Genomic DNA, 22,236 nt, shown 5'->3' on the forward strand with positions numbered 1-22,236 from the left:
ACATCATATCGGTCCAGTTACTGTATGCAACGATTTGTCTCTGTTCGCGCGTAACAGCTCAGACAAGTCACGAGCAGATCATCACCATGCCCCTCAAGAGGGTATCACAATGTATATAAATGTCCCGCGTTACTTTGTAGCTTCACAGCTTCTGCGCCGCTGACAGGTATTCACATCCTCTTGTAAATGCGGTGGGCAGTAGATTATAATTGAATCAGCATTCGCATCAGGTTTCTTATTGGTTCTATAAGCTGCGGATTGGGGGATTGTTTATGAAACTTACATTTTTGGGGGCAGCACATGAGGTGACCGGCAGCTGTTATTATCTTGAGGCGGCCGGAAGAAGGTTTCTTGTTGATTGCGGGATGGAACAGGGAAAAAATATCTACGAGAACAAACCGCTTCCGATCCCGGCGTCAGAGCTCGATTTTGTGCTTTTGACGCACGCGCATATCGATCACTCGGGCAACCTTCCGGTTCTTTATTCGAGAGGATTCCGGGGACCGATATACACGACGGAGGCAACAGCGGATCTTTGCGACATTATGCTCCGCGACAGCGCGCATATTCAGGAATTCGAGGCTGAATGGAGAAACCGGAAGGGAAAACGGGCCGGGAAGGAAACGTATATGCCGCCATATACGATGAAGGATGCCATCGGCGCGATTGACCTGCTTGTCGGAAAACCTTATAATGAGATTCTCTGTCCGGCAGAGGGGATCAAAATCCGGTTTATCGATGCCGGACATCTGCTCGGCTCTGCCAGTATTGAAATGTGGCTGACGGAGGGAGAGATCACCCGGAAGCTCGTTTTTTCCGGAGACATCGGGAATCTGAATCAGCCGCTCATCCGCGACCCTCAGTATATTCATGAGGCGGACTATGTTATCATGGAATCTACCTATGGAGACAGGAGTCACGGTCCGGTTCCGGATTACGTATCATCACTCGCAGACGTGATCCAGAAGACCTTTGACCGGGGCGGCAATGTGGTGATTCCGTCCTTCGCAGTCGGCAGAACGCAGGAGATGCTCTATTTTATCCGGCAGATCAAGGAAAACCAGATGGTGCGCGGACATGGCGATTTTCCGGTGTATTTGGACAGTCCGCTCGCAATTGAGGCGACAACCGTTTTCCAGAGACACCCCGCAGAATGCTATGATGAAGAAGCGGGAAGGCTGATCAAACAGGGGATCAATCCGATAGCCTTCTCAAATCTGAAGACGTCAATTACCGCAGCGGACTCAAAGGCGATCAATTTTGACGAGACTCCGAAGGTAATCATATCCGCCAGCGGTATGTGTGATGCCGGACGTGTGAAGCATCACCTGAAGCATAACCTCTGGAGACCGGAGTGCACGGTACTGTTCGTGGGCTACCAGGCTGTGGGCACCCCCGGCCGCGCTATTGTTGACGGGGCGGAGAGTATCCGGCTGTTCGGCGAGGAGATAGCGATACGGGCACACATTCAGGTCCTGCCCGGGATCAGTGGCCATGCGGATAACGAGGGACTGATGAGATGGGCTTCCGCGTTCACGGAAAAACCGGCAAAGGTGTTTGTGTGTCATGGAGAAGATGCTGTGACAGAGATTTTTGCGGAGCGGCTGCGGAAGGAACTCGGGTATGATTCCTATGCGCCGTTCAGCGGAACGGTATTCGATCTCGCCACAGGGCAGATCGTTGAAGCGCCCGCGGGTGTTCTAATTTCGAAGGAATCCGGTGGATGCGGAAAGGCGTCCCACCGCAGGGCTGCCGCCGTTTATGAGCGCCTTGTTGGAGCGGGTCAGAGACTTCTGGCGGTAATTCGCCGGAATGAGGGAGGCGCGAATAAGGATCTGGCGAAGTTTACGGACCAGATCAATGCTCTCTGTGACAAATGGGACAGATGAGTGTGCCGAGAGGCAAATCAATATAACAGGAGAATATTTTATGAGTTTAATTGGAATTATCGGAGCTATGGAATCGGAAGTAGCAGAGCTGAAGAACCTGATGAGTGAGACCGACATCCGGGAAAAGGCAGGAATGAAGTTTTACCGCGGCGTTCTTGAAGGAAAACCTGCCGTTGTGGTGCAGAGCGGTGTCGGAAAGGTAAATGCCGCAATGTGCACACAGATTCTGGTGGATGATTTTCATGTAGATTATATAATCAATACAGGAATCGCGGGAAGCCTTCAGAACAAAATTGATATCGGAGACATTGTTCTGTCTTCCGAGGCCGTGCAGCATGACATGGACGCAACAGTATGGGGCTACCAGCCGGGACAGGTTCCCGGCATGGACGTCTACCGTTTTCCGGGTGATGAGAAGCTGATCGGGCTGGCAGAAGAGGTAAATGCGGAGGTGAACCCCGAGATTCACACCTTCCGCGGAACGGTAGTCAGCGGTGATCAGTTCATTTCGGATCATGAGGTGAAGACAAGACTCGCGGAGAACTTTCATGGATACTGCGCAGAGATGGAGGGGGCATCCATCGCCCAGACTGCGTGGAGAAACGGGGTTCCGTTTCTGATCATCCGCGTGATCTCCGATAAGGCCGACGGAAGCGCTGTAGCGGATGACAACACCTTTACCGAAGACTGCGTGAGACACTGTGTGCGCCTTGTGCGCGGGATGATCCGCAGAATCTGAACCAGAACAGTTCAGAATGACCATTCGGTCGATATGTAAGCTTGCGGAGGAATCCGCAGAATCTGAACCGGTACAGTCCGGAATGACTATTTGATTGATATATAAGCTTGCGGAGGAATCCGCAGAATCCGGGACAGAGCAGGGAGCCGCGGCCTTCAGGGGCCTGCGGCTCTTTCAGTCTTCGTCCAGAACCTGAAGCTCCAGAAAATCAAAGGAAATTTCTTCTCCGACAAAGCTGTCCTGTGTGAAGCGTACCTTTTTGGTTCGCTTGAATTCCCGTATGTTGGAGTCCAGCCAGATGGGCACACTCAGATCCCATTCATGGCAGATCTGTTCCAGGGTATGGAAAACCTTGTGAGTCCTTGTCTCTTCGCTATCATCTGTTATTGTCACATCCATCAGGATATGATTGTCTCGTATCATTTTTCCCCAGAAACGCATGTTTGAATTTTCCTCCCGTCTTGCGAAATTATTCTAAATAATATATGATAAACACTGAATTTGCAATCCGCATTGTGAAGCAGCGAAGTGACACGCAAGCGGCACGTAAGTGCGAATATGCGCGGGCGGTGAGCCATATCCGTTCACACAAGGTGTAAAGCAGTGGGGCGAAAGGCGCGGCATACCGACAAAGCCGGCCGCCTGAAGGGCTGCGTGAGTTGCGGAGCAGCGGAGCAGCTGGCTGGATACAGTAGGTGACGCTGTCTACATCATGTCGGTTACTGTACAGGTCGGGCTGGCAGAACAGCGCGGCATCAGAGTGATTAACAGGAGGAATGATCAGGTATGATTGAATTACAGAACGGCGGAGTGTATCTGGTAAACGGAACAACCGTGATTCCGGATGGACCGGACGCTGCCGCACAGCTTCAGCAGAAAACCGGAAAAGCTGTGCCGGCGGATGAGGCGAAGAAGGAGACCATGGCATACAATATCCTGAAGGCACATAATGTCTCGGGCAACATGGAAAATCTTCAGATCAAATTTGATAAGCTTACATCACATGATATCACATATGTAGGAATCATTCAGACTGCCCGGGCATCCGGACTGGAGAAATTTCCGATTCCCTACGTGCTTACGAACTGCCACAATTCTCTGTGCGCGGTTGGCGGAACGATCAACGAAGATGATCATATGTTTGGTCTTTCCTGCGCGAAGAGATACGGGGGCATGTATGTTCCGCCGCACCAGGCGGTCATTCATCAGTTTGCCCGTGAGATGCTCAGCGGAGCTGGGAGAATGATCCTTGGATCAGATTCCCACACCCGATATGGCGCTCTCGGAACCATGGCCATGGGCGAAGGCGGACCGGAGCTGGTGAAACAGCTTCTGAACAAGACCTATGACATTGCGATGCCGGGAGTCGTTGCAGTCTATATGACAGGAGCGCCGGTGCTGGGGGTAGGCCCACAGGATGTTGCGCTCGCAATCATCGGAGCAGTATTTGACAAGGGTTATGTCAAGAATAAGGTTATGGAGTTTGTAGGACCCGGCGTTGCTTCACTGTCAGCGGATTTCCGTATCGGCATTGATGTTATGACAACAGAGACCACCTGTCTGTCTTCGATCTGGACGACAGATGATACAATCCGGGACTACTATGCGGAGCACGGACGTCCGGAGGATTACAGCGAGCTGAACCCGGGCCCGGTGGCCTATTATGACGGTTGCATCTATGTGGATCTGGATAAGATCAAACCGATGATCGCAATGCCGTTCCACCCGAGCAACGTCTATACAATCGAAGAATGCAACGCGAATCTCCCGGATATCCTGGACGATGTAGAGAAGCGGGCACAGGTGGCATTCAACGGAAAAGTGGATTATAATCTCCGGAACAAGGTACACAATGGAAGGCTCCTTGTGGATCAGGGAGTTATTGCGGGATGTGCCGGAGGCGGATTTGAAAATATCTGCCAGGCAGCTGATATTCTGCGTGGGCAGTACATCGGCTGTGATGATTTTACGCTGGATATTTATCCGGCAAGTGCACCGATTTACAAGGAGCTGGCGGCTAACGGCGTGATTGCGGATCTGATGGAAACGGGAGCTGTGGTGAAGACCGCGTTCTGTGGTCCGTGTTTCGGCGCGGGAGATACTCCTGCGAATGGAGATCTTTCGATTCGTCATTCCACACGTAATTTCCCGAACCGTGAGGGCTCTAAGGTCCAGGAGGGACAGGTTGCCGGTGTCGCTCTGATGGACGCGCGGTCCATCGCGGCAACCGCTGCTAATAAAGGATACCTGACACCCGCGACAGAATTTGCCGGTGAATACCGTCATCAGATTTACCACTTTGACTCGAATATCTACGCGCATCGCGTATTTGACAGCCATGGTGTCGCGGATCCGACCGTGGAAGTGAGGTTCGGTCCGAACATCAAGGACTGGCCGAAGATGTCTGCGCTTCCGGAGAACCTGATTCTCAAGGTGGTATCGGAGATCCATGATCCGGTTACGACAACCGATGAACTGATTCCATCGGGAGAGACTTCTTCCTATCGTTCCAATCCGCTCAGACTTGCCGAGTTTGCTCTTTCCAGAAAAGATCCTCTGTATGTAGGAAGGGCAAAGCAGGTTCAAAAGGCACAGAAGGCACTGGAAGAGGGAGGCTGCGCTGGAGATGCGCTCCCGGAGCTGAAGCCGGTTATGAAGGTGATCCATACGAAGTTCCCGGATGTCTGCCACCAGAATATGGGAGTCGGCTCCACGATCTTTGCCGTAAAACCGGGTGACGGATCCGCTCGTGAGCAGGCAGCTTCCTGTCAGAAGGTTCTCGGGGGCTGGGCAAATATCGCCAATGATTACGCGACGAAGAGATACCGTTCGAATCTGATCAACTGGGGTATGCTTCCGTTCCTGATTCCTGCAGGCAGTCTTCCGTTTAAAAACGGAGATTATCTGTTTGTTCCGGACATTCGGAAGGCAGTTGAGAGCAGGGAGGATGTCATCACGGCATATGTTGTCGGAGATGAAGAGTTAACCGGATTTGAACTCCGACTGGGCCAGCTGACGGACGATGAGAGAGAGATTATCCTGGACGGATGCCTGATTAATTATTATCGCAATCACAAGTAAACACTCGGTCGATGCTATGTGAGGTCAGAACCCTGATTTTTGTGTGGGTTCTGACCTTTTTGTTTTTTGTCGTCCAAAATATACATAAGCTTCGGGTTGCTCCGCGGACACGCACACGGATTGCTTTGTGCCTCTCCATGCCGATAGTTGTTGTCGTTGTGAATGTTCTTGCCTAGTGGTGAGAGAGCTCATTGTTGGTCAATAACATGAAAACTGGAGTTTTACTGAAATATGTCAGAATATAATGAAATGAATGAATAAAAAGCAAAAATAATAAAATAAGATGAGAAAAAGAGAGAATAAGTAAATAATAAATTAAAAATGCATTGACAAATAGGATTCTCTGTGTTATCCTTTAATCACATTAAAGAACGGGCGACAGAATTAATCCGATAAAAGCTCCGTCCTGATATTCAGATCCGATTCAGGATTACATGAACAGAGGGAACGGCCTTTGATATCATATCGGATAAACGTTAAGTTCGGATCTTTAATTAAAATACGAGAGAAGGAGGACAGTCCAATGGGAATTCCACCGGCACATCATCCTCAATATGAAAGTGGTATTGCATAAGCAGTTCCCTCAGAGAAGACCTTTTATAAGAGAGAAGAAAGTAACCGAGTTCCTGGTATAATCCGGAACCCATGATATGAAAGGTAATGTGAAGCTTGCAATTCATATTGAGTATATACCACGGAAAATCTGAAGCATCCAAAGGATTCGTGTAAAGAAACGAAGCCCTGTAAAGACGAGAAATTACATGGACGCGACAGAAATATCCAAAACATCGGAAGGGATTTTCGGACAGGCGTGCAGATATCACCGGCCGGAACGAGGAAGAGATTCCGATGAATTCACAGAACTTTCTAAGCGGGATAGAGAGAAGAGAATGCAGGAGCGTGAGTTCTATGCGAGAATCTACAGCTCAATATCCTGACGACGCAGGGAACAGATAAAGATTATCGTACTTATGTTTCTTTCCTTTGAATTTATTGAAAGCACTGTTTTAAGAGAAACAGAGAGCATACCTGTAATTAAGAGGAATCACGAAAGAGGGATATGTGATTCATAGCAGTAATTGATAAGATATGTGACTGATTAGAGATGTGACAGCAGTCAATATTTTATAAGCTGTAATTCAGAAACCGAAAAATAATTAAATCCATTTATCATTATTATTTATAACAGGTCCTTAGAAAGAAAAATTAAATAAGTCCGATTGTACAAAAAATTAAATAAAGAAAGTGTAGAAAATTGAATAGCATTGAACCATTTCAGTAGTGGCCGTCTTGTCAGAGAATATTTGATAAGGCGGCCACTGCTTTTCATTTGTTTTTGCGGGCAGAGGCACGATGTAAACTTATTATTCCGAGGCGTCCAGGGTGACTCTGGAACAATGCAGTGATGTTTCATTCCGCGGCACCCATGGAAGCACTGCCCGATACCCGGGTTCTTATTCCGGGGTGTCGGCTGTGGAACCGCCCCGGTATTTCTGCGGGCTGACGCCCTCATATTTCTTGAAGATCCGCGAGAAATAGCCCGGATCGTCATACCCTACAGCTTCTCCGATTATATGAATGGGATAGTCGGGATTTCGATCCATGAGCTTCTTGGCTTTCTGCATTCGAAGGGATATCAGGTATTTTGTCGGAGGCATGTGATAGGTCTGCAGAAATACCTTGGAAAGGTAGCTCGGACTATAGTTCAGCTTTTCGGCGATCAGATTCATATTGATGTCGTGGTCAAATTCCCGCGTGAGGTAATTCTTCAGAAGCTCCGCAATTTCCCGGGAGGAGTGGCATGAGAATTCGAAGGAGAAGCTCTTCTCGAGCTCCTGTTCTTCCATCCGGTATTTGTTTGCGAGAGAGGATAAAACCGTCCGAAGCTGATCCTCATCCACGGGCTTGAGCAGATATTCCTTCACCTGAAGGTGTATGGCACGCTTGGCGTATTCAAAGTCGGAATATCCGCTGACGACGATTACATCAAGGTCCGGGTGATTTTCACGGGCCTGCTCGATCAGCTCCAGACCATCCATGACCGGCATTCGAATGTCGGTCACGAGCAGATAGGGATTAGAGGCATTGATCAGCTCCAGTGCCTGAATGCCCGTCTGGGCCTTTCCGACGACGGTGAAGCCGGTTCCTGAATTTTCAATTTTTTTTATGATGTTCTGCTGGATCAGTATTTCATCTTCCGCAACAATAACTCCGTATTTCATAATATAAAACCTTTCTCTTTTGGAATTGTCATATTTCCTGTGCCGCCCGGCGTTTTTCTTCCGATTGTCACATAAGCATGGCCGTCTTCTGTGTTTCCAAAGTCAAAGACAATATCGTCTCCGCAGTAGAGCTTCCAGCGTATATATACATTGATCATGCCGAGCCCGCCGATTTTGAGATCGGTGAGATTGTGGTTCAGGTCGCGGTTGATCGTGGCGATCTTCTCATTCAGTTCATCGAGCACCTCTTCCCCGAATCCGTTTCCGGAATCGGTGACCCGGATATACCACATGGATTTGTCCCGGAAGCTCGTAATGGTGATTTTCCACGGCGGCAGACAATTGGTCCCGTACTTGATGGAGTTCTCCACAAGGGGCTGAATGATGAGCTTGGGAATTTTTTGCTCCATGATTTCGGGGAGAATATCAATGTGATAATTCAGACTCTCCTGATAGCGTACTTTCATGCAGTACATATACTCTTCAATATAGTGAATCTCATCGGCAACAGTAACGATCGTGATGCCGGTATTGGTGATATACCGCATGATGCGGGAGAGCGTCTGGCAGAGCTTTGTGACATCCTTGTTCTGACCGTTTTCCGCCAATATGCTGATGCAGGAAAGAGTATTGTAATAAAAATGAGGGTTCATCTGCACCTGCAGCGCAATCACGCGGGATTTCAGCTCGAGCTTCTGTGCGATTTCGAGCTCGGCGAGGGACTGCTGAAGGGATTCACTCATCTTCTGGAATTCCCGGTACAGCTCACCGAGCTCCTCATAGGAGGCGTCATAATGGTCGAGCTTTTCCTCTCCGAGATTTTCCAGACGCAGCCGTTGAATCACGTGCTTCAGATGCTTGATGGGCTTGACCATGTTGTGAGTCAGATACAGGGAGAGGATAATGGAAAACAGCACCATCAGGCCGGTGATCGTGATCAGGACTCGGAGCATCTGGTAGACTGGACGCAGAATGGCGTTGTTTTGCTGAAGAGCCACATAGGTCCAGCCGCTGTAGGTCGAGGTCTGCCGGGCGTACTGATATTTGATTCCGGATTCCGGATCGGTTCCGATGCCGTAGCTGTCGTTCGTGCCGGAAAGAGTCTGATAGTAGGTCTGACTGATGTCTTTATGATTTTCAGTTGTATCATAAGGAAAAATCAGAGTCCCGTCCGAATCAAAAATCAAAATATCCGCCTGCGTGGAGCTTTTGCTCAGGTAAGCTGTGATGTCATGAAAGAGAACCTTGCAGTTCTTGACCGTTTCAATTCCGCCTATGACACGGTTCTGGCCGTCGAGAGAGGCCCGGTACAGAGACAGATACCATGCTGAATTCGAAGCTCCGGCGGAGTATTTCCGGGTCTCATAGGGCGCGCTCAGGAATTTATAACCGCGAAGCCGGACCGCCTTCTCGAGCCATTTTTCATTGTTTTCGGAATAGGTATCATTTTTGGTGATGGTCCCGGATTCGATGACATGCCCATAGAGGTCGTAGATATTTACCTGGTCTGCGTCAAGATCGAGACCGTTCGACATCTGCACAACATCCAGAAAGGCATGGCCTTCATCGGAGGTCACGCTGAAATCCAGAACGGCAGGCATAAATTTGGTCTTGCGGTTATAGAAATTTATATTGGAGGATACCATATCCATGTCCTTGAGCTGCTTCTCTGTCTCATTCATCAAGGTTGAATTGAGCGTCTGAAGCATATTCTGCTCTCGGCTGATCAGGATATTCGAGTTGTATCGGAGAAAAAACAGCGCAAAGAAGGTCAGAACGAGGAGTGGAGGAAGCAGGATATATAGAAACAGCTTGGTCTGCAGCTTCCGGGGCCTTCTTGCTGTTTTCTGGTCTTGCGAGGCCGACAGAGGAGGGATTTTTTCCGGTTCCGATTTTCTGTGCCGGATGTGATTTTTCAACAGATAATTTCCTTTCGAGTGAGATTTTTTATAAGTTACCATCATATTATAAACGTTTTACATGGACTTGACAAATCCGTGAGCAGACGCAGAAAATCATCCCGGAATTGTAGCGGATCACATGTGTACATGGGCCATTACGAACAGGGAATTCGTGATTATTGCCATGGAATCGAAAATAAATAGAAGAAAATTGTTCAAACAGGACAATTTTGTTCAACTGCAGAAAGGTTTTATCCATGGTTTTGGATGCATTGTCTTGTTATGATTATGTTATGTGGAAACGTCAGTTTATTCAACAATGAGAGGGAGGAAAAAGTATGAAAAGAAAAGTAATCTCTATGTTGATGTGCGGCGCTATGGCTGCGTCGCTGTTTGCGGGCTGCGGAAGCTCGACAAGTTCCTCTTCGGCAAACGCGTCGACTTCTTCATCGACGGCGGCAGCTGCTTCTTCATCGGCGGAGGAAGCGGCGGCGACATCTTCTTCATCCGCGACAGAGTCGGTGGAGACAACGGCAGTATCATCGACTTCCGCGGCTTCCGGCGACAATGTAGTGGTCAAGGAGATCCCGAATGATGGCCAGTTTGACGGTCAGACGTTGAGCATTCTGGTATCCGCCGGATGGATGGACAACCGTTATGATGCGACGATCCAGAGATTCGAGGATACCTATGGTGTCACCGTAGATCTTCAGACGATTCCGGCCGATCAGTATCTGGATATTCTCCAGTCGGATCTGGCGAACGGCACCTGCCCGGATATTTTCTGGATTCAGTCGAACCCGGTTGGAGCCATTGAGTCCAACATTGGAAATCCGGAAGAGTACTGCATCGATTTTACCGGAGCTGACTGGCAGAACGTCATGCCGGAGACCCGTCAGGCATCCTGTATCAGCGACGGCAAGCTCTACGGACTGCAGATCTGGCATAATTCTCCGGAGTATGTCATGGTTTACAACAAGACCATGTTCAAGGAGCTCGGCATTAACGAGGTGCCGACAACCTATGATGAGCTGAAAAAGGATCTGAAGACAATCAAAGATTCTGGTGTCGAGACACCGTGGTTCATGCCCGGCGCGGACGGATGGCAGCATCAGCTCGCGTTCTTCCAGATCGGCGGTGTATACACCGAGGATGATCCGGACCTTTATGACAAGCTGAACAACAACGAGGCAACCTTTGCAGACAACAAGAAGATGCTTGAGGTTCTGAATGAGTTCAAGGAGCTTTCCGATGACGGCTACTTTGGAGAGGATTGGGTAGGAACCGATTCCACAAACCTGAGCAATGAGTTCGGCGACAGAAATACAGCAATGGCAATGGCAAACTCCAGCTTCATTCAGCAGATCAAGGATGATACCGGCACAAAGGATGAGTTTGGAATGTTCCTGATCCCGCTCGGCGATAACACCTGGTATCCGACCAATCCGGCCGGCCCGACCATGTTCGGCTATAAGGGAACGGAGCATGAGGATCTTGTAAAGGCGTTCTTCCAGTTTGTATGTACACCGGAGAGCCTGCAGGAGATTCTGGACAATTCTCCGCAGTATACGAACCTGGATGTAAACGTAGATATCGAACAGCACTGGCTGCCTGAGGAAAAGGAATTCATGAGTTCGGTTGACCCGAATAAGATGGGCGTAACTGTACTTCAGAACGGCACCAAGTACACCAACGATTATTGGATGGATTTCGGCGCGGATATGATTTCCTTCTGCCAGGGCTCTATGGAGGCTAATGACGTCCTGAAGAATATGGATGCGAACCGTGCAGAATCGGCGAAAACAGCCGGTGATTCCGCATGGAAGTAATCCTGCGGAAACAGACGGAGAACAGGAAAACGCTCTGAGCAGGCAGTGATGTCCCGCGTGTGGGGCACGGAGCAATCCGCGGCTTATACAGTTTGTGGCACAATGCATCGTATGAGCGTTTACAATGAAGTGTCGCCCGGAGGCCTGAGGAGGGCCTCTGCAGGCGACACTCCTTCGTTAGAGGATATAAAACCGGATGGTGGGAAAGCGGATTTGCCGCAGCGCATGAAAACAAATGCAGCAGCCGCTGACAGAAATTAGTATGAGGCAACTATGAATAAAAATAAGATTTACCCGAGATGGTTCGTCATTCTGCCGCTGATTATTTATGTGGTGTTTTTCCTTTTTCCAAGTATTCTCGGCGTATTCTATTCTTTCACGGACTGGGGGAGAATGACGCCGAAGAACGGACTTCATTTTATCGGTCTGCAGAATTATATCGACCTTTTTACATCCAATAAGAATTACATGGCGGGTTTCTGGAATACGGTCCGGTTCACGCTGATCTCCAATGTGGTGAAAATTATTCCCGCCTTTTTCCTTGCGATTCTTCTGAATTCCAGGCTGAAGGGCAAGAAGTTCTACCGGACGGTATTCTATCTGCCGTCCATTCTTCCCTTCGTAATCATTGGAATTATCTTCAGCTCGATCTTTTCTTACAATACCGGACTTCTGAACAGCACATTCACGACTCTTGGGCTCGATGTATTGAAGCAGAAGTGGCTGTCCGATCCTCATATGGTGTGGAATTCGATCTTTTCGGTGGATGCCTGGAGAGGTATCGGCTATGTCATGACGATCTTCCTGGCCGGGCTGAATACGATTGATGATTCCCTTTATGAGGCGGCAGAGATTGACGGTGCCGGTTTCTGGAAGAAGCTGTCTTATGTGACACTTCCGATGATGCGTGGACCGATCATGATCAATCTGGTATTCGGCATCACCTACGGTCTGAAGGTCTTCGATATCATCTATGTATTGACAAACGGCGGACCCGGACATAAGACCGAGGTCATGACCACTTACGTATTCCAGTTGTACGGCAGTGGCCAGTACGGAATGTCCACAGCCATGAACACCATTCTTCTGGCGGTTACCGCGGTGATTGGTGTGATCATTGTCAAGGTTATGAGCGGAAAGGAGGCAGGAGAATAAATGGGAAAGTCTAAGAGAATTCTTCAGACCATCATCAAGCAGGTCGTCTGTGTTGTGCTTTCTCTGCTGGTTCTGGTTCCCCTCTACATGGTGGTGATCAACTCCTTCAAGACGAAGGGGGAAGCGGCGAGAATGAATCTGAGTCTTCCGACGACATGGGTGTTCGGAAACTATATGGATGTCATTCAGAAGGCCGGTCTGATCCGCGGATTTGCGAACAGCATGATTTACGCGCTGGTTGCCACCTTCGTGGGCGTCATCATCAGTGCAATGGCCGCATTTGTTCTCAGCAGAAACCGGATCCGGATTAACCGGAGGCTGTACTATTTCTTTATCATCGGACTTTTCTTTCCGGTGAACTATGTAACGTTGGTTCGTGTGTTTCAGTGGTTCCATCTGACAAACACCAGACTGGGAATTATTCTGGTGTTCATCAGCTCGATGATTCCGTTCTGCATCTTCACGATATACAGCTTCGTTGAATCGGTGCCGAGGGAGATCGACGAGGCGGCCGTGATCGATGGCGCCGGACCGCTTCAGATGTTCTTCCGGGTAGACCTTCCTATGATGAAGCCGACAATTGTCACCTGCTTCATTCTGCAGTTCATGGGCGTCTGGAACGATTTCCTGACACCGCTGTATTTGTCGAGCAAGAGCAGCCTGTTCCCGATGACCATGGCGGTATATCAGTTCTTCGGGAAAAACCAGCAGTACTGGAACTATGTGTTTGCGGACATCGTGATGACGCTGATTCCGGTTATTATTGTATACTTCATCGGACAGAGATATCTGCTCGAGGGAACGACCGGCGGATCGGTCAAGGGTTAATGCAGGAGCCGGGTGAGTGTGCTTTTTGTGCGGCGCAGTCACCCGGCTTATCTTATATTGCAGGAAAAAATTTTGAGGGAGAACTTCGATGGATCATTACGAGAGAGTGAAACGGTACAAGGCTGTGTATGACGGGCCTCCGCGGGCGGTTCCGGATGGCGATGTCGATGTGTCGGGTAACGGAAGATGGAGAATCTGGCAGTATACCGGGACAAAAACCGACGCTCCGGTTCTGGGGAACGGAGATATGCTGGCGGCCTTTGCGGGCCCCTGTGAATATCCGCAGTTCTGGGTTACAACGAATGATTTCTGGCAGATGGAGAGCAATCCGAACTGGGTGTTTTTTCATGATAATTCGACGGCTGCAATGGAACCGGCGGTCACGCTGGGGGGACCGAGACCAGTCGGCCGCCTCGTGTTCTCAATACCGGAGCTGAAAGGAGCGGCCTGCCGCATCGAACAGCAGCTCGGGGATGCAGTCACGGTGGCGCACTATGATTTAGGGACAGAGGGAAAACTGACGATACGAAGCATGGTTGCGGCGACAGAAAATCTTCTTCTGGTACGGTTTCACTCGGAATTGGCGGACCCGGTGCGGATTCAGGCTCTTTTCCGTTTTCCGGATGAGCCGGGCATGGGATGTGAGAAGGGAGTGGATCTGTCCGGGAAAAATGAGAGCGGGACGGACCTCAGAGGAACCGCTGTCGGTATGATGTGCGGCAGAACGATCGAAGAACAGAAAACGGTTGGCGGGATTCTGTCAGGATTCCGGGCCTTCGAGGAGCAGGTGGATGTTCCGGTGAAGGCAGGATTCGGCGGTGCCTTTCATCGTCCGGAAGACCGTGAAGACGGGAATAAATCATCCGTATGGAGCGGCAATGCGGGTGTAGGTAAATCCTGCGCCCTGAGCAGGAATTCGGATGCAGATAAATGGTGCGCATCGAGCGTCAAAGCAAACGACGATGAATCGGGAGTGCGGAATACAAACAGCAATCAAGAGGATACGGCGTTTCTGGTGCTGCGCCCGGGAGAGAGCGCGGATTATGTGTTTGTTCTGCGCACCTGGAATAAGGTGTCGCGCCCGGTGGAGATGGCAGCGTCCAGAGCGGAGTGGATCACGTGCCGTGAGATTTCAGAGCTTAGAGAGCTTCACAGAAGCTGGTGGAGAGATTTCTGGAATGTGTCCGGAATCTGTCTGGACGATCCGATGATGGAGCAGCGTTATTACCTGTCCCAGTATGTGATGGCAAGTCTGAGCCGGGACCCCGATTATCCTCCGGGAATTCTCGGAGTCTGCACCTTTGACCGTCCTGCCTGGAACGGAAATTACAAAATAAATTACAATCACCAGTCGGCCTATCTTGGCTTGCTTGCCTCCGGGCATTTTCCACAGGCGGATCCCCATGACGCCCCGTACTTCGCCATGATGGATATCGGGCGGGAGATGAGCCACAGGCTGTATCAGCATGGAGGAACCTGTCTGCCTTTGGGACTCGGACCGAAAGGCATGGTCAGCGAGGCGCTTCTTCTCCACATGAAGTCACAGGCGGTTCACGGTGCGACGAATATGATCATGCGGTATTCGCTGACGCTGGACCGGGATTACGGGAGAAAAATATACCCGTTTCTCCAGAGCCTCGCGGATTTCTGGGAGGCGGATCTGATTCAAAAAGATGGATATTGGCATATCCGGGACGACAGCATGCATGAGCGGACAGAGGATGATGTCCGGAAGAACGGAGAATCCATGGATCCGGTCAACAGTCTCGGATACCTGAAATGCCTCTTCCGTTTTCTTCCGGTCATCAGCCGCGACCTCGGGCTGGATGAGGAACGCCGGAGTCACTGGGAGGATATCGCGGATCACCTGGCACCGTATCCGATGGGGACACTGGAGGATATCCGGGAGAATCCGACGCTCTGGGCGGAGGCGGAGGTGCCGCTTGGCAAGCTGGTTCCGGAGGAATGGATGAAAAAACCTGTCTTTTTCGATGAAGGAAAAGGAGGAAAGTGGTCCTATCATTTTCCGGGAAATATTATGCAGATTTATCCGGCGGGGGCGATCGGGCTCGGATCCGATCCGGATGTGCTCGAGACGGCGCGGAATACGGTCCATGTCCATTCCATTATTGAAAATCAGATGGCGGAATATCGGAAAACGCACGACACCGGCGCGGATGACCTGGACAATGAACAGGGGGATTCTGATCCGCACTACAGAAAGGCCGGCGCATGGAACGCGACAAACCTGAGCTGCCTGTTTTTCCCTGCGGCAGTCCGCGTGGGCTATGATCCGGAGGTGATCTGGAGGGAGCTGGAAGAGAGGATCGTACATCGTGGTCTGCCAAACGGGTATATCAACCGGAATCCACATGGAATCGAAAACCTGAGCACAGTGCCGAATACGCTGCAGGAGATGATGCTGCTCAGTCACGAGGGCATTCTCCGGATTTTCCGGGTGTGGCCGGTGAAGAGTCATCCGAACGCTTCTTTTGAGAGGCTCTGGGCATACGGCGCATTTCAGGTGAGCGCTTCCCTTGAAGCTGGAATTGTCGGAACGATACAGATTCTGAGCCACGCGGGCAGAGAACTGGTACTTGAGAATCCGTGGCCGGGAGAAGAAGCGGAGATCGTGCATCTGCAGACCGGCCGCAGAGAGGTTTCCGGAGGAGAGTACCTGAGAGCGGAGACTTTCCCGGGTGAACGGCTGGAAATTCGCAGGATAAAACCTTGTTACAGCCAGTTTGCAAAGGGCAAGAGGACTGTAAAATCCTTGCCGTACATAGTTGGGGGAACAGTAACCTGAACGGAGATGGGGGGAACAGTAATCTGAACGGAGGTTGTAATCTCGTCAAAAATGTGGTATGACATATTTAACAATTCGGTGAAAGAACAAATGTTTTTATTTATCAGAAAAGAGGACATGCCATGCTTGATAAGAAAGTAAAAGAATTGATCAATGATCAGATCAACAAGGAGTTCTATTCCGCATATCTGTATCTGGATTTTGCAAACTATTATTATGATCAGGGGCTTGACGGCTTCGCGCACTGGTACGATGTCCAGGCGCAGGAGGAGAGAGATCATGCGATGCTGATGCGCACTTATCTTCAGAACAACGGTGAGCTGGTAACCTTTGAGGCTGTCGCAAAGCCGGACAAGACCTACAGCAGCCTGGATGATCCGCTGAAGTTCAGTCTGGAGCATGAGCAGTACGTGACCAGCCTGATCAACGGCATCTACAAGGCAGCAAGTGATGTCAATGATTATCGCACCATGCAGTGCTTTGACTGGTTCGTAAAGGAGCAGGGAGAAGAGGAGAAGAATGCGGACGACCTCATTCGCAAGTTCAAGCTCTTCGGCTCTGATCCGAAGGGACTTTACGCGCTGAATCAGGAACTTCTCGGAAGAGTCTATGCTGCTCCGTCTCTGGTTCTGTAAGTGGGACTGGTAAGAAAGATACGGCGGGGAGCCCGATGTACTTTATCCGGTTCTTCCGGGATCAGGTAGTTTATGAGAATCAATAGCAGGTTGAGCAATCAGGAGAAGCTGTCGCTTCTCGGACATTCCGGGGGCTTCGGACTGGAAAAGGAGAGCCTTCGGGTTACGATGGACGGGCGTCTGGCACAGACGCCCCATCCTTTTCCCGGAAATAAGCATATTGACCGGGATTTCTGTGAAAATCAGGTAGAGATTATCACAAATCCCGAGGGCAGCGTCCGTAAAGCCGTAGATTCGGTGAGGGAATATCATGAATATGTCGCGGATGCGCTGTGGAACCTGGAATCGGGCCGTGAGGTACTGTGGCCGTTCAGCAATCCTCCCCGCATATCCGGGGAGGATGAGATCCCAGTGGCGCGGTTCTCGGGAGAGCTTGCTGAGCGGACTGCCTACCGGAAGTATCTTGGAAGAAAATACGGTAAGCGGAAGATGCTGCTTTCCGGCATTCATTTCAACTATTCCTATCCGCCTGAATTTCTGCAGCGGATTTTTGAGGATAGTGGAGAGGGGAATTACAGGGAATTTGTGGATTCTCTGTATCTGAATCTCGCCAGGAAGGCCATGATGTACAGCTGGCTGATTGTGGCGCTGACGGCGGCGAGCCCGCTTTATGATCTTTCTCTGTTTGAGGAGAGTCAGCGGGACAGGGTCCGGGATCTGAGACTGGCTACGGTCCGGTCCAGTGAGTTGGGGTACTGGAATGACTTTACCCCGACGCTCCGATATGAGAGCACAGAGGCCTATGTCGCCTCGATTCAGAGGTATGTAACGAAAGGTCTTCTTCATTCGCCAAAGGAACTGTATTATCCGGTGAGACTGAAACCGGCCGGCGAATATTCGATGGAGGGCTTTTCCGGAGGGATCAGCCATATTGAGATCCGTTCGCTGGATCTCAATCCGCTGTCCCCGTTCGGCCTGATGGAGGAGGATGTGGAATTTCTTCGGATGCTCATCGGATGGATGACCGTCCTGCCGAATCATGAGCTCAGTGAAGAGAGACAGAAATCCGCGATACACAATATGAAAAAGGCGGCATCGCTGGATCTGGAGAATGTAATTCTTCGAAACGCGGATGGTACCAGGAGCGTGCTTACCGATAAGGCACTGGAGGTGCTGGACCGGATGGAACGGGATCTTGGCAAGAGCTCAACGCTTGATTTTCAGCGGAACAAGATTCTTCACCCGGAAAACAGATATTCGGAAATTATTCTGGACCGCTATGGCGATGATTTTATGAAATCCGGTATTCTGCTCGCAACAAGGCGATTTCATGGACAATAAAAGGGAAAGTCCGCGCCAGGGGGGACCCGCGGGTAATAAAGGGAACAGCCTTGTCCAGAGGCGGTCCCGCAGAAAAAAAGAGCATCGCAGCTGCTCTGACTGAGAAAAGCTCTGCCGCTTCGGCGATAAGCCGAAGCGGCAGAGCTTTCTGTGTGTTGATTCGGCCGAGCGGCGGGTTGCCGCGCTGCTGAGAAGTTGGCCGAGCGTCAGGTTGCCGCGACGCTGAGAGTTTAGCCGAGCGTCAGGCTGCCGCGCTGCTGAGAGGCCGTCAAACCGGCGGATCTCCCTCAGCAGGGCAGATCCGGTGTGCTGTCCGCATCGTCGAGGAATACATAGAAGATATCACCGTAATAGACGCTGTGCACGAGTCTGCAGGAGTCTCTGATCGTCCGGATTCTGCCCTTCCTGGTCTTAATGCGGTATTTCTGGCAGAAGGCAAGATAGTCGGGAAGAGATTCACGGGTATCTGAGGGGTCGCCGTGCTCTGCATAATATTTGCGGATACGCTCTCTGGTTTTATCCCTGTCCTCCGGGCAGAGGATGGAAAGAAAGCTCGATTTCGAGTACTCGTTGAATTCATCAATGCTGTCACACTCACAGAGCCGGAGGAGATATTCACTGGCGTACAGAATCTGCAGGTCGTCTGCCATCTTGTAGACCAGTACGGCCTTTGGAAGATCCGACGCGAGATTTGTGATGCTCTTCTGAAGGTGCGTGCGGTTTTCACTGCATATGTTGGAATCGTAAACCCTGTAGCAGTGCCCCTCCGACTGTTTTGCGGAACAAAGAGCCGCGTTTGCCTTGCGGCAGAGCGTGCCGGGCTTGCTGCCCTGCTTCGGGTATTCCACGAGGCCGGCAGACAGGAAAAACCGGTAGCTTTCAGTGTGAAAATCGACAGTCATCGGGCTCGATACGAGGCGGCTTACGATGGAACTTGCTTCTGTAAGAGAAGAATCTTTCATGAAGACGATGAATTCATCTGCAGCATTGCGTCCGATGATATCCCCGTCATCGAAGTTCTGTCGCAGGGCATCCGCGACACGGCAAAGCGCCTTGTCACCGATGTCGCGTCCCAGAATATCGTTGATGATTTTAAAATTATCGATATTCAGGTTGATGAGTACACCCGGGGTGGAAGGGTAGCTGCGAATGTATCTTATAAGCTTCTGATCGATGCCTCTCCGGTCGAGAAGGCCGGTAACGGGGTCTATCTGCATCTGCAGATCCCGGCCCTGAGAATACCAGAAGTCGAGCATTTTTTCCTGGGAGGAGCTGCCTGTCCATTGAACAGCTACTGTAAAGACAGCTGCGTCATGGCCGTTCTGTATGATGTTATGGATGAGCCAGGAATAACCGCCGCTTCCGTTTTTGATCCGGAAGGATTCGGAAAACTCATGAAGACTGTTTTCCGAGGCGCGGTCCATCCATGTTCTGCAGTCCATGAACGCAAGATAGCGTTCCCGGTCATCGGGATGCACGTTATTTTTGCAGAAACTCTCACGGGCCTGCGTAAAAGTGAGATGTGTTCTGAATGCCGAATCCCAGTTCCGGTAGATCAGAGTATAGCTGTCTTCTTCAACGTTGACCTGCACGATTCCAAGGAAGGAGGAGAGAAGGTTCGCCATGGATTCGTTGATGCGGTCAGATCCTATGGAGGTATTTCGCATCATCTGGTCATGAAAGGCCTTGTTGTAGAGTGAGTTTTCGATGTCACAGATACAGGACAGAACCATACGGGCGCCGTTTGTGCTGAACGGAATCAGGGTGTAGGACTGCAGGTGCTGCCGGTTTGTTTTATCGTGAGACCCGAAAAAGGCCGTGACGTAATTTGCGTTTCCGTCTGGAATGCGGGTGTTCAGCTTATCCATATCGTAGAAGTCTATGAAAGAGGAACGATCCTCCTCATCCAGATATTTCTCCGCATATGCCGCGATGGCCTCTTTGCTTGTGTCGCAGAAATCCGTCAGCCTGTCCTGCGCTGCGTTCAGGTAGATATTCTCTGCCCTTCCGGTATCGAGATTGAACAGGTCGATCCTGTTGAAAATCGTCAGAAGATGGCGGATTCCATCGTTGATATGGATGGAACGGGTTATCGCTGACGAAGAATCCAGAATCAGTCCGGTAAACGCGAGGTAGGCATAGCTGTCCGCCTTCGATGAGATTGTGCGGAAGCTGATGCTGCAGAATTTGTTGCTGATGACAAGGTCGAGAGAATTTGATTCCTGCGTGTCCCCGGGATGTGTAATCGCATGGAGGATGATGCTTCGGTAGGTTGAAACGGACATAAAATACTGAAGAAAATCCTCTGAATCCCGCAGATTAAGAGATTCGGCCATTTCGTCCATTGCGGTGTTGTGATAGAGCAGTCTGGTTCCCTTTTGATCCGCTTTTACAAGCATGAGCGGAACTCTTGAGCCGGAATCATAGCTTCTGCCGGATTCCAGAGGAGAATCGGACATCATGTTGATTTCACCGATGGCTTTGTAGCAGCGCGCCTTCTGAGGAGATTCCAGACCGAATTTTGAAATCAGCTTCCGAATCTCCATAATCGGCAGTGGCTTTGAGTAATAAAATCCCTGGAGCTGCTCGCATCCGATTGTATTCAGGAATTCAATCTGTTCACGGGTCTCCACACCCTCGCACAGCGTATGGATGCCGAGATGCTTGGCCATGTTGACGACGGACGCGACCAGGGTTCTTGCCTTCTGGTTGCTCTCCATGCCGCGGACGAAAGTCTGATCAATCTTCAGAACATCGAAGTTGAAGTCCTTCAGTGTGCCGAGAGTAGAGTACCGGCTTCCAAAATCATCAATCCAGATCTCATAGCCGGCCTCCTGAAAGCGGCTGATCTGATGCCGCAGATATTCCGGCTCGGCCTCCAGTGTACTTTCGGTGATTTCAATGTTGATCAGCTCCGGAGAGATACCGGATTGGGTCACGATGGAATTCACTTCGTTAAAGGCATCTGCGCCCAGAAAATCATTTCGTGAAAGATTGATGGAAATCGGTACCACCGGTCGTCCGCCGGATTCCGCGGTCTTGAGATCCCGGCAGACATTCTCTACCATGCGAAGATCCAGTCTGGAGATCAGATGGGCGTCCTCGAGGACGCCGATGAAAAGCGCGGGAGACAGAATGCCATTTATGGGATCATTCCAGCGGCACAGTGCTTCAAAACCGCAGATCCTCCCGCTCAGAGTCCGGATCACCGGCTGATACCAGGTCTCAATATATCCGCATTCGAGCGCCTCGTTGAAATGATTCAGAATATAGCGCTTCAGCTCCTCACGCTCAGCGATGTCATCATTGTAGATGGCGATATTGTGGTCGTACTGATCGTGAATACTCCTGGCGGCAAGACGCGCGTGATCGATCATGAGCGAGACGTTTGTGTCAGACGGACCGTTCTGAAGATAGATGCCGGCCTTAAGCTCCAGGCTCACATTTTTCTGCAGCGCATGGACAAAAATATGGAGATGTTCGATTTTGTCGGAGACATCCTGGCTGCCGATCAGCACGGAGAACTGATCCGCTGAGAGGCGGGTGATATAATCGCCGGGGAAAGTCTTCCGGAGTTCCTCCGCAAACTGCAGAAGAAGATCGTCTCCCTCATGGAATCCATATTTATGATTGTAATCACGGAAGGCACAGATGTCGAAAAAAATCAGGACATGCTGCCTTTCCGGAGAAAGGGTCAGATATTTTCGGACTGCATTCAGGTATCCTTTCATCGAAAGCAGCCCGGTAAGTTCATCGTATTCAGCCAATGTATAATACTCCCACACATATGATTAAAAATGGATTATAACA

At 50.3% G+C, this 22,236-nt stretch carries 13 protein-coding genes; 9 read left to right on the top strand and 4 right to left on the bottom strand.

The window, feature by feature from the left end; all coding sequences use genetic code 11:
- Positions 1-272 precede the first annotated feature (272 nt).
- Both ACTNDI_RS10085 and ACTNDI_RS10090 read left to right on the top strand, forming a co-directional pair.
- On the top strand, positions 273-1,889 hold the full coding sequence (locus tag ACTNDI_RS10085; RefSeq protein ID WP_441100859.1) for an MBL fold metallo-hydrolase RNA specificity domain-containing protein: 1,617 nt from the start codon (positions 273-275) through the stop codon (positions 1,887-1,889).
- A 40-nt stretch (positions 1,890-1,929) separates the two neighbouring features.
- Positions 1,930-2,628, top strand: a complete 699-nt coding sequence (locus ACTNDI_RS10090; RefSeq protein WP_441100860.1) for a 5'-methylthioadenosine/adenosylhomocysteine nucleosidase — start codon at positions 1,930-1,932, stop codon at positions 2,626-2,628.
- 174 nt (positions 2,629-2,802) lie between these two features.
- Here ACTNDI_RS10090 and ACTNDI_RS10095 read toward each other — a convergent pair whose 3' ends face one another.
- Positions 2,803-3,069 (bottom strand): hypothetical protein, encoded by a 267-nt coding sequence (locus tag ACTNDI_RS10095; protein WP_441100861.1) that lies wholly within the window; start codon positions 3,067-3,069, stop codon positions 2,803-2,805.
- A 345-nt stretch (positions 3,070-3,414) separates the two neighbouring features.
- Between ACTNDI_RS10095 and ACTNDI_RS10100 the strand changes: the two genes are divergently transcribed.
- Entirely contained in the window at positions 3,415-5,709 is a 2,295-nt protein-coding gene (locus ACTNDI_RS10100; RefSeq protein ID WP_441100862.1) for a hydratase, read from the top strand.
- Between the two features lie 1,454 nt (positions 5,710-7,163).
- Here ACTNDI_RS10100 and ACTNDI_RS10105 read toward each other — a convergent pair.
- On the bottom strand, positions 7,164-7,931 hold the full coding sequence (locus tag ACTNDI_RS10105) for a response regulator transcription factor (RefSeq protein ID WP_441100863.1): 768 nt from the start codon (positions 7,929-7,931) through the stop codon (positions 7,164-7,166).
- A complete protein-coding gene (locus ACTNDI_RS10110) occupies positions 7,928-9,640 on the bottom strand; it encodes a histidine kinase (protein WP_441100864.1) in 1,713 nt (570 codons plus the stop codon). Before ACTNDI_RS10110 ends, ACTNDI_RS10105 begins: the two co-directional genes overlap by 4 nt.
- A 530-nt stretch (positions 9,641-10,170) precedes the next feature.
- Here ACTNDI_RS10110 and ACTNDI_RS10115 point away from each other — a divergent pair.
- The 6 genes from ACTNDI_RS10115 to ACTNDI_RS10140 all read left to right on the top strand — a co-directional run bounded on the left by ACTNDI_RS10115 (position 10,171) and on the right by ACTNDI_RS10140 (position 18,426).
- Positions 10,171-11,661, top strand: a complete 1,491-nt coding sequence (locus ACTNDI_RS10115; protein WP_441100865.1) for an ABC transporter substrate-binding protein — start codon at positions 10,171-10,173, stop codon at positions 11,659-11,661.
- Positions 11,662-11,934: 273 nt separating this feature from the next.
- Positions 11,935-12,816, top strand: a complete 882-nt coding sequence (locus ACTNDI_RS10120; protein WP_441100866.1) for a carbohydrate ABC transporter permease — start codon at positions 11,935-11,937, stop codon at positions 12,814-12,816.
- Entirely contained in the window at positions 12,817-13,644 is an 828-nt protein-coding gene (locus ACTNDI_RS10125) for a carbohydrate ABC transporter permease (protein WP_441100867.1), read from the top strand.
- Positions 13,645-13,732: 88 nt separating this feature from the next.
- The gene (locus ACTNDI_RS10130; protein ID WP_441100868.1) at positions 13,733-16,450 is read left to right on the top strand and encodes a glycosyl hydrolase family 95 catalytic domain-containing protein; all 2,718 of its coding nucleotides are present in this window, start codon (positions 13,733-13,735) and stop codon (positions 16,448-16,450) included.
- 122 nt (positions 16,451-16,572) lie between these two features.
- Positions 16,573-17,085 carry a ferritin gene (locus tag ACTNDI_RS10135; protein WP_441100869.1) on the top strand — a complete coding sequence of 171 codons (513 nt, stop codon included), beginning with the start codon at positions 16,573-16,575 and terminating at the stop codon, positions 17,083-17,085.
- 72 nt (positions 17,086-17,157) lie between these two features.
- On the top strand, positions 17,158-18,426 hold the full coding sequence (locus ACTNDI_RS10140; RefSeq protein WP_441100870.1) for a hypothetical protein: 1,269 nt from the start codon (positions 17,158-17,160) through the stop codon (positions 18,424-18,426).
- Positions 18,427-18,713: 287 nt separating this feature from the next.
- On the opposite strand, the gene ACTNDI_RS10145 is transcribed toward ACTNDI_RS10140, so the two are convergent.
- Positions 18,714-22,193 carry a bifunctional diguanylate cyclase/phosphodiesterase gene (locus tag ACTNDI_RS10145; RefSeq protein WP_441100871.1) on the bottom strand — a complete coding sequence of 1,160 codons (3,480 nt, stop codon included), beginning with the start codon at positions 22,191-22,193 and terminating at the stop codon, positions 18,714-18,716.
- Between the last annotated feature and the right edge of the window lie 43 nt (positions 22,194-22,236).

The sequence above is a fragment of the Bilifractor sp. HCP3S3_D3 genome (assembly GCF_052063915.1).
Taxonomy (GTDB): Bacteria; Bacillota; Clostridia; order Lachnospirales; family Lachnospiraceae; genus Bilifractor.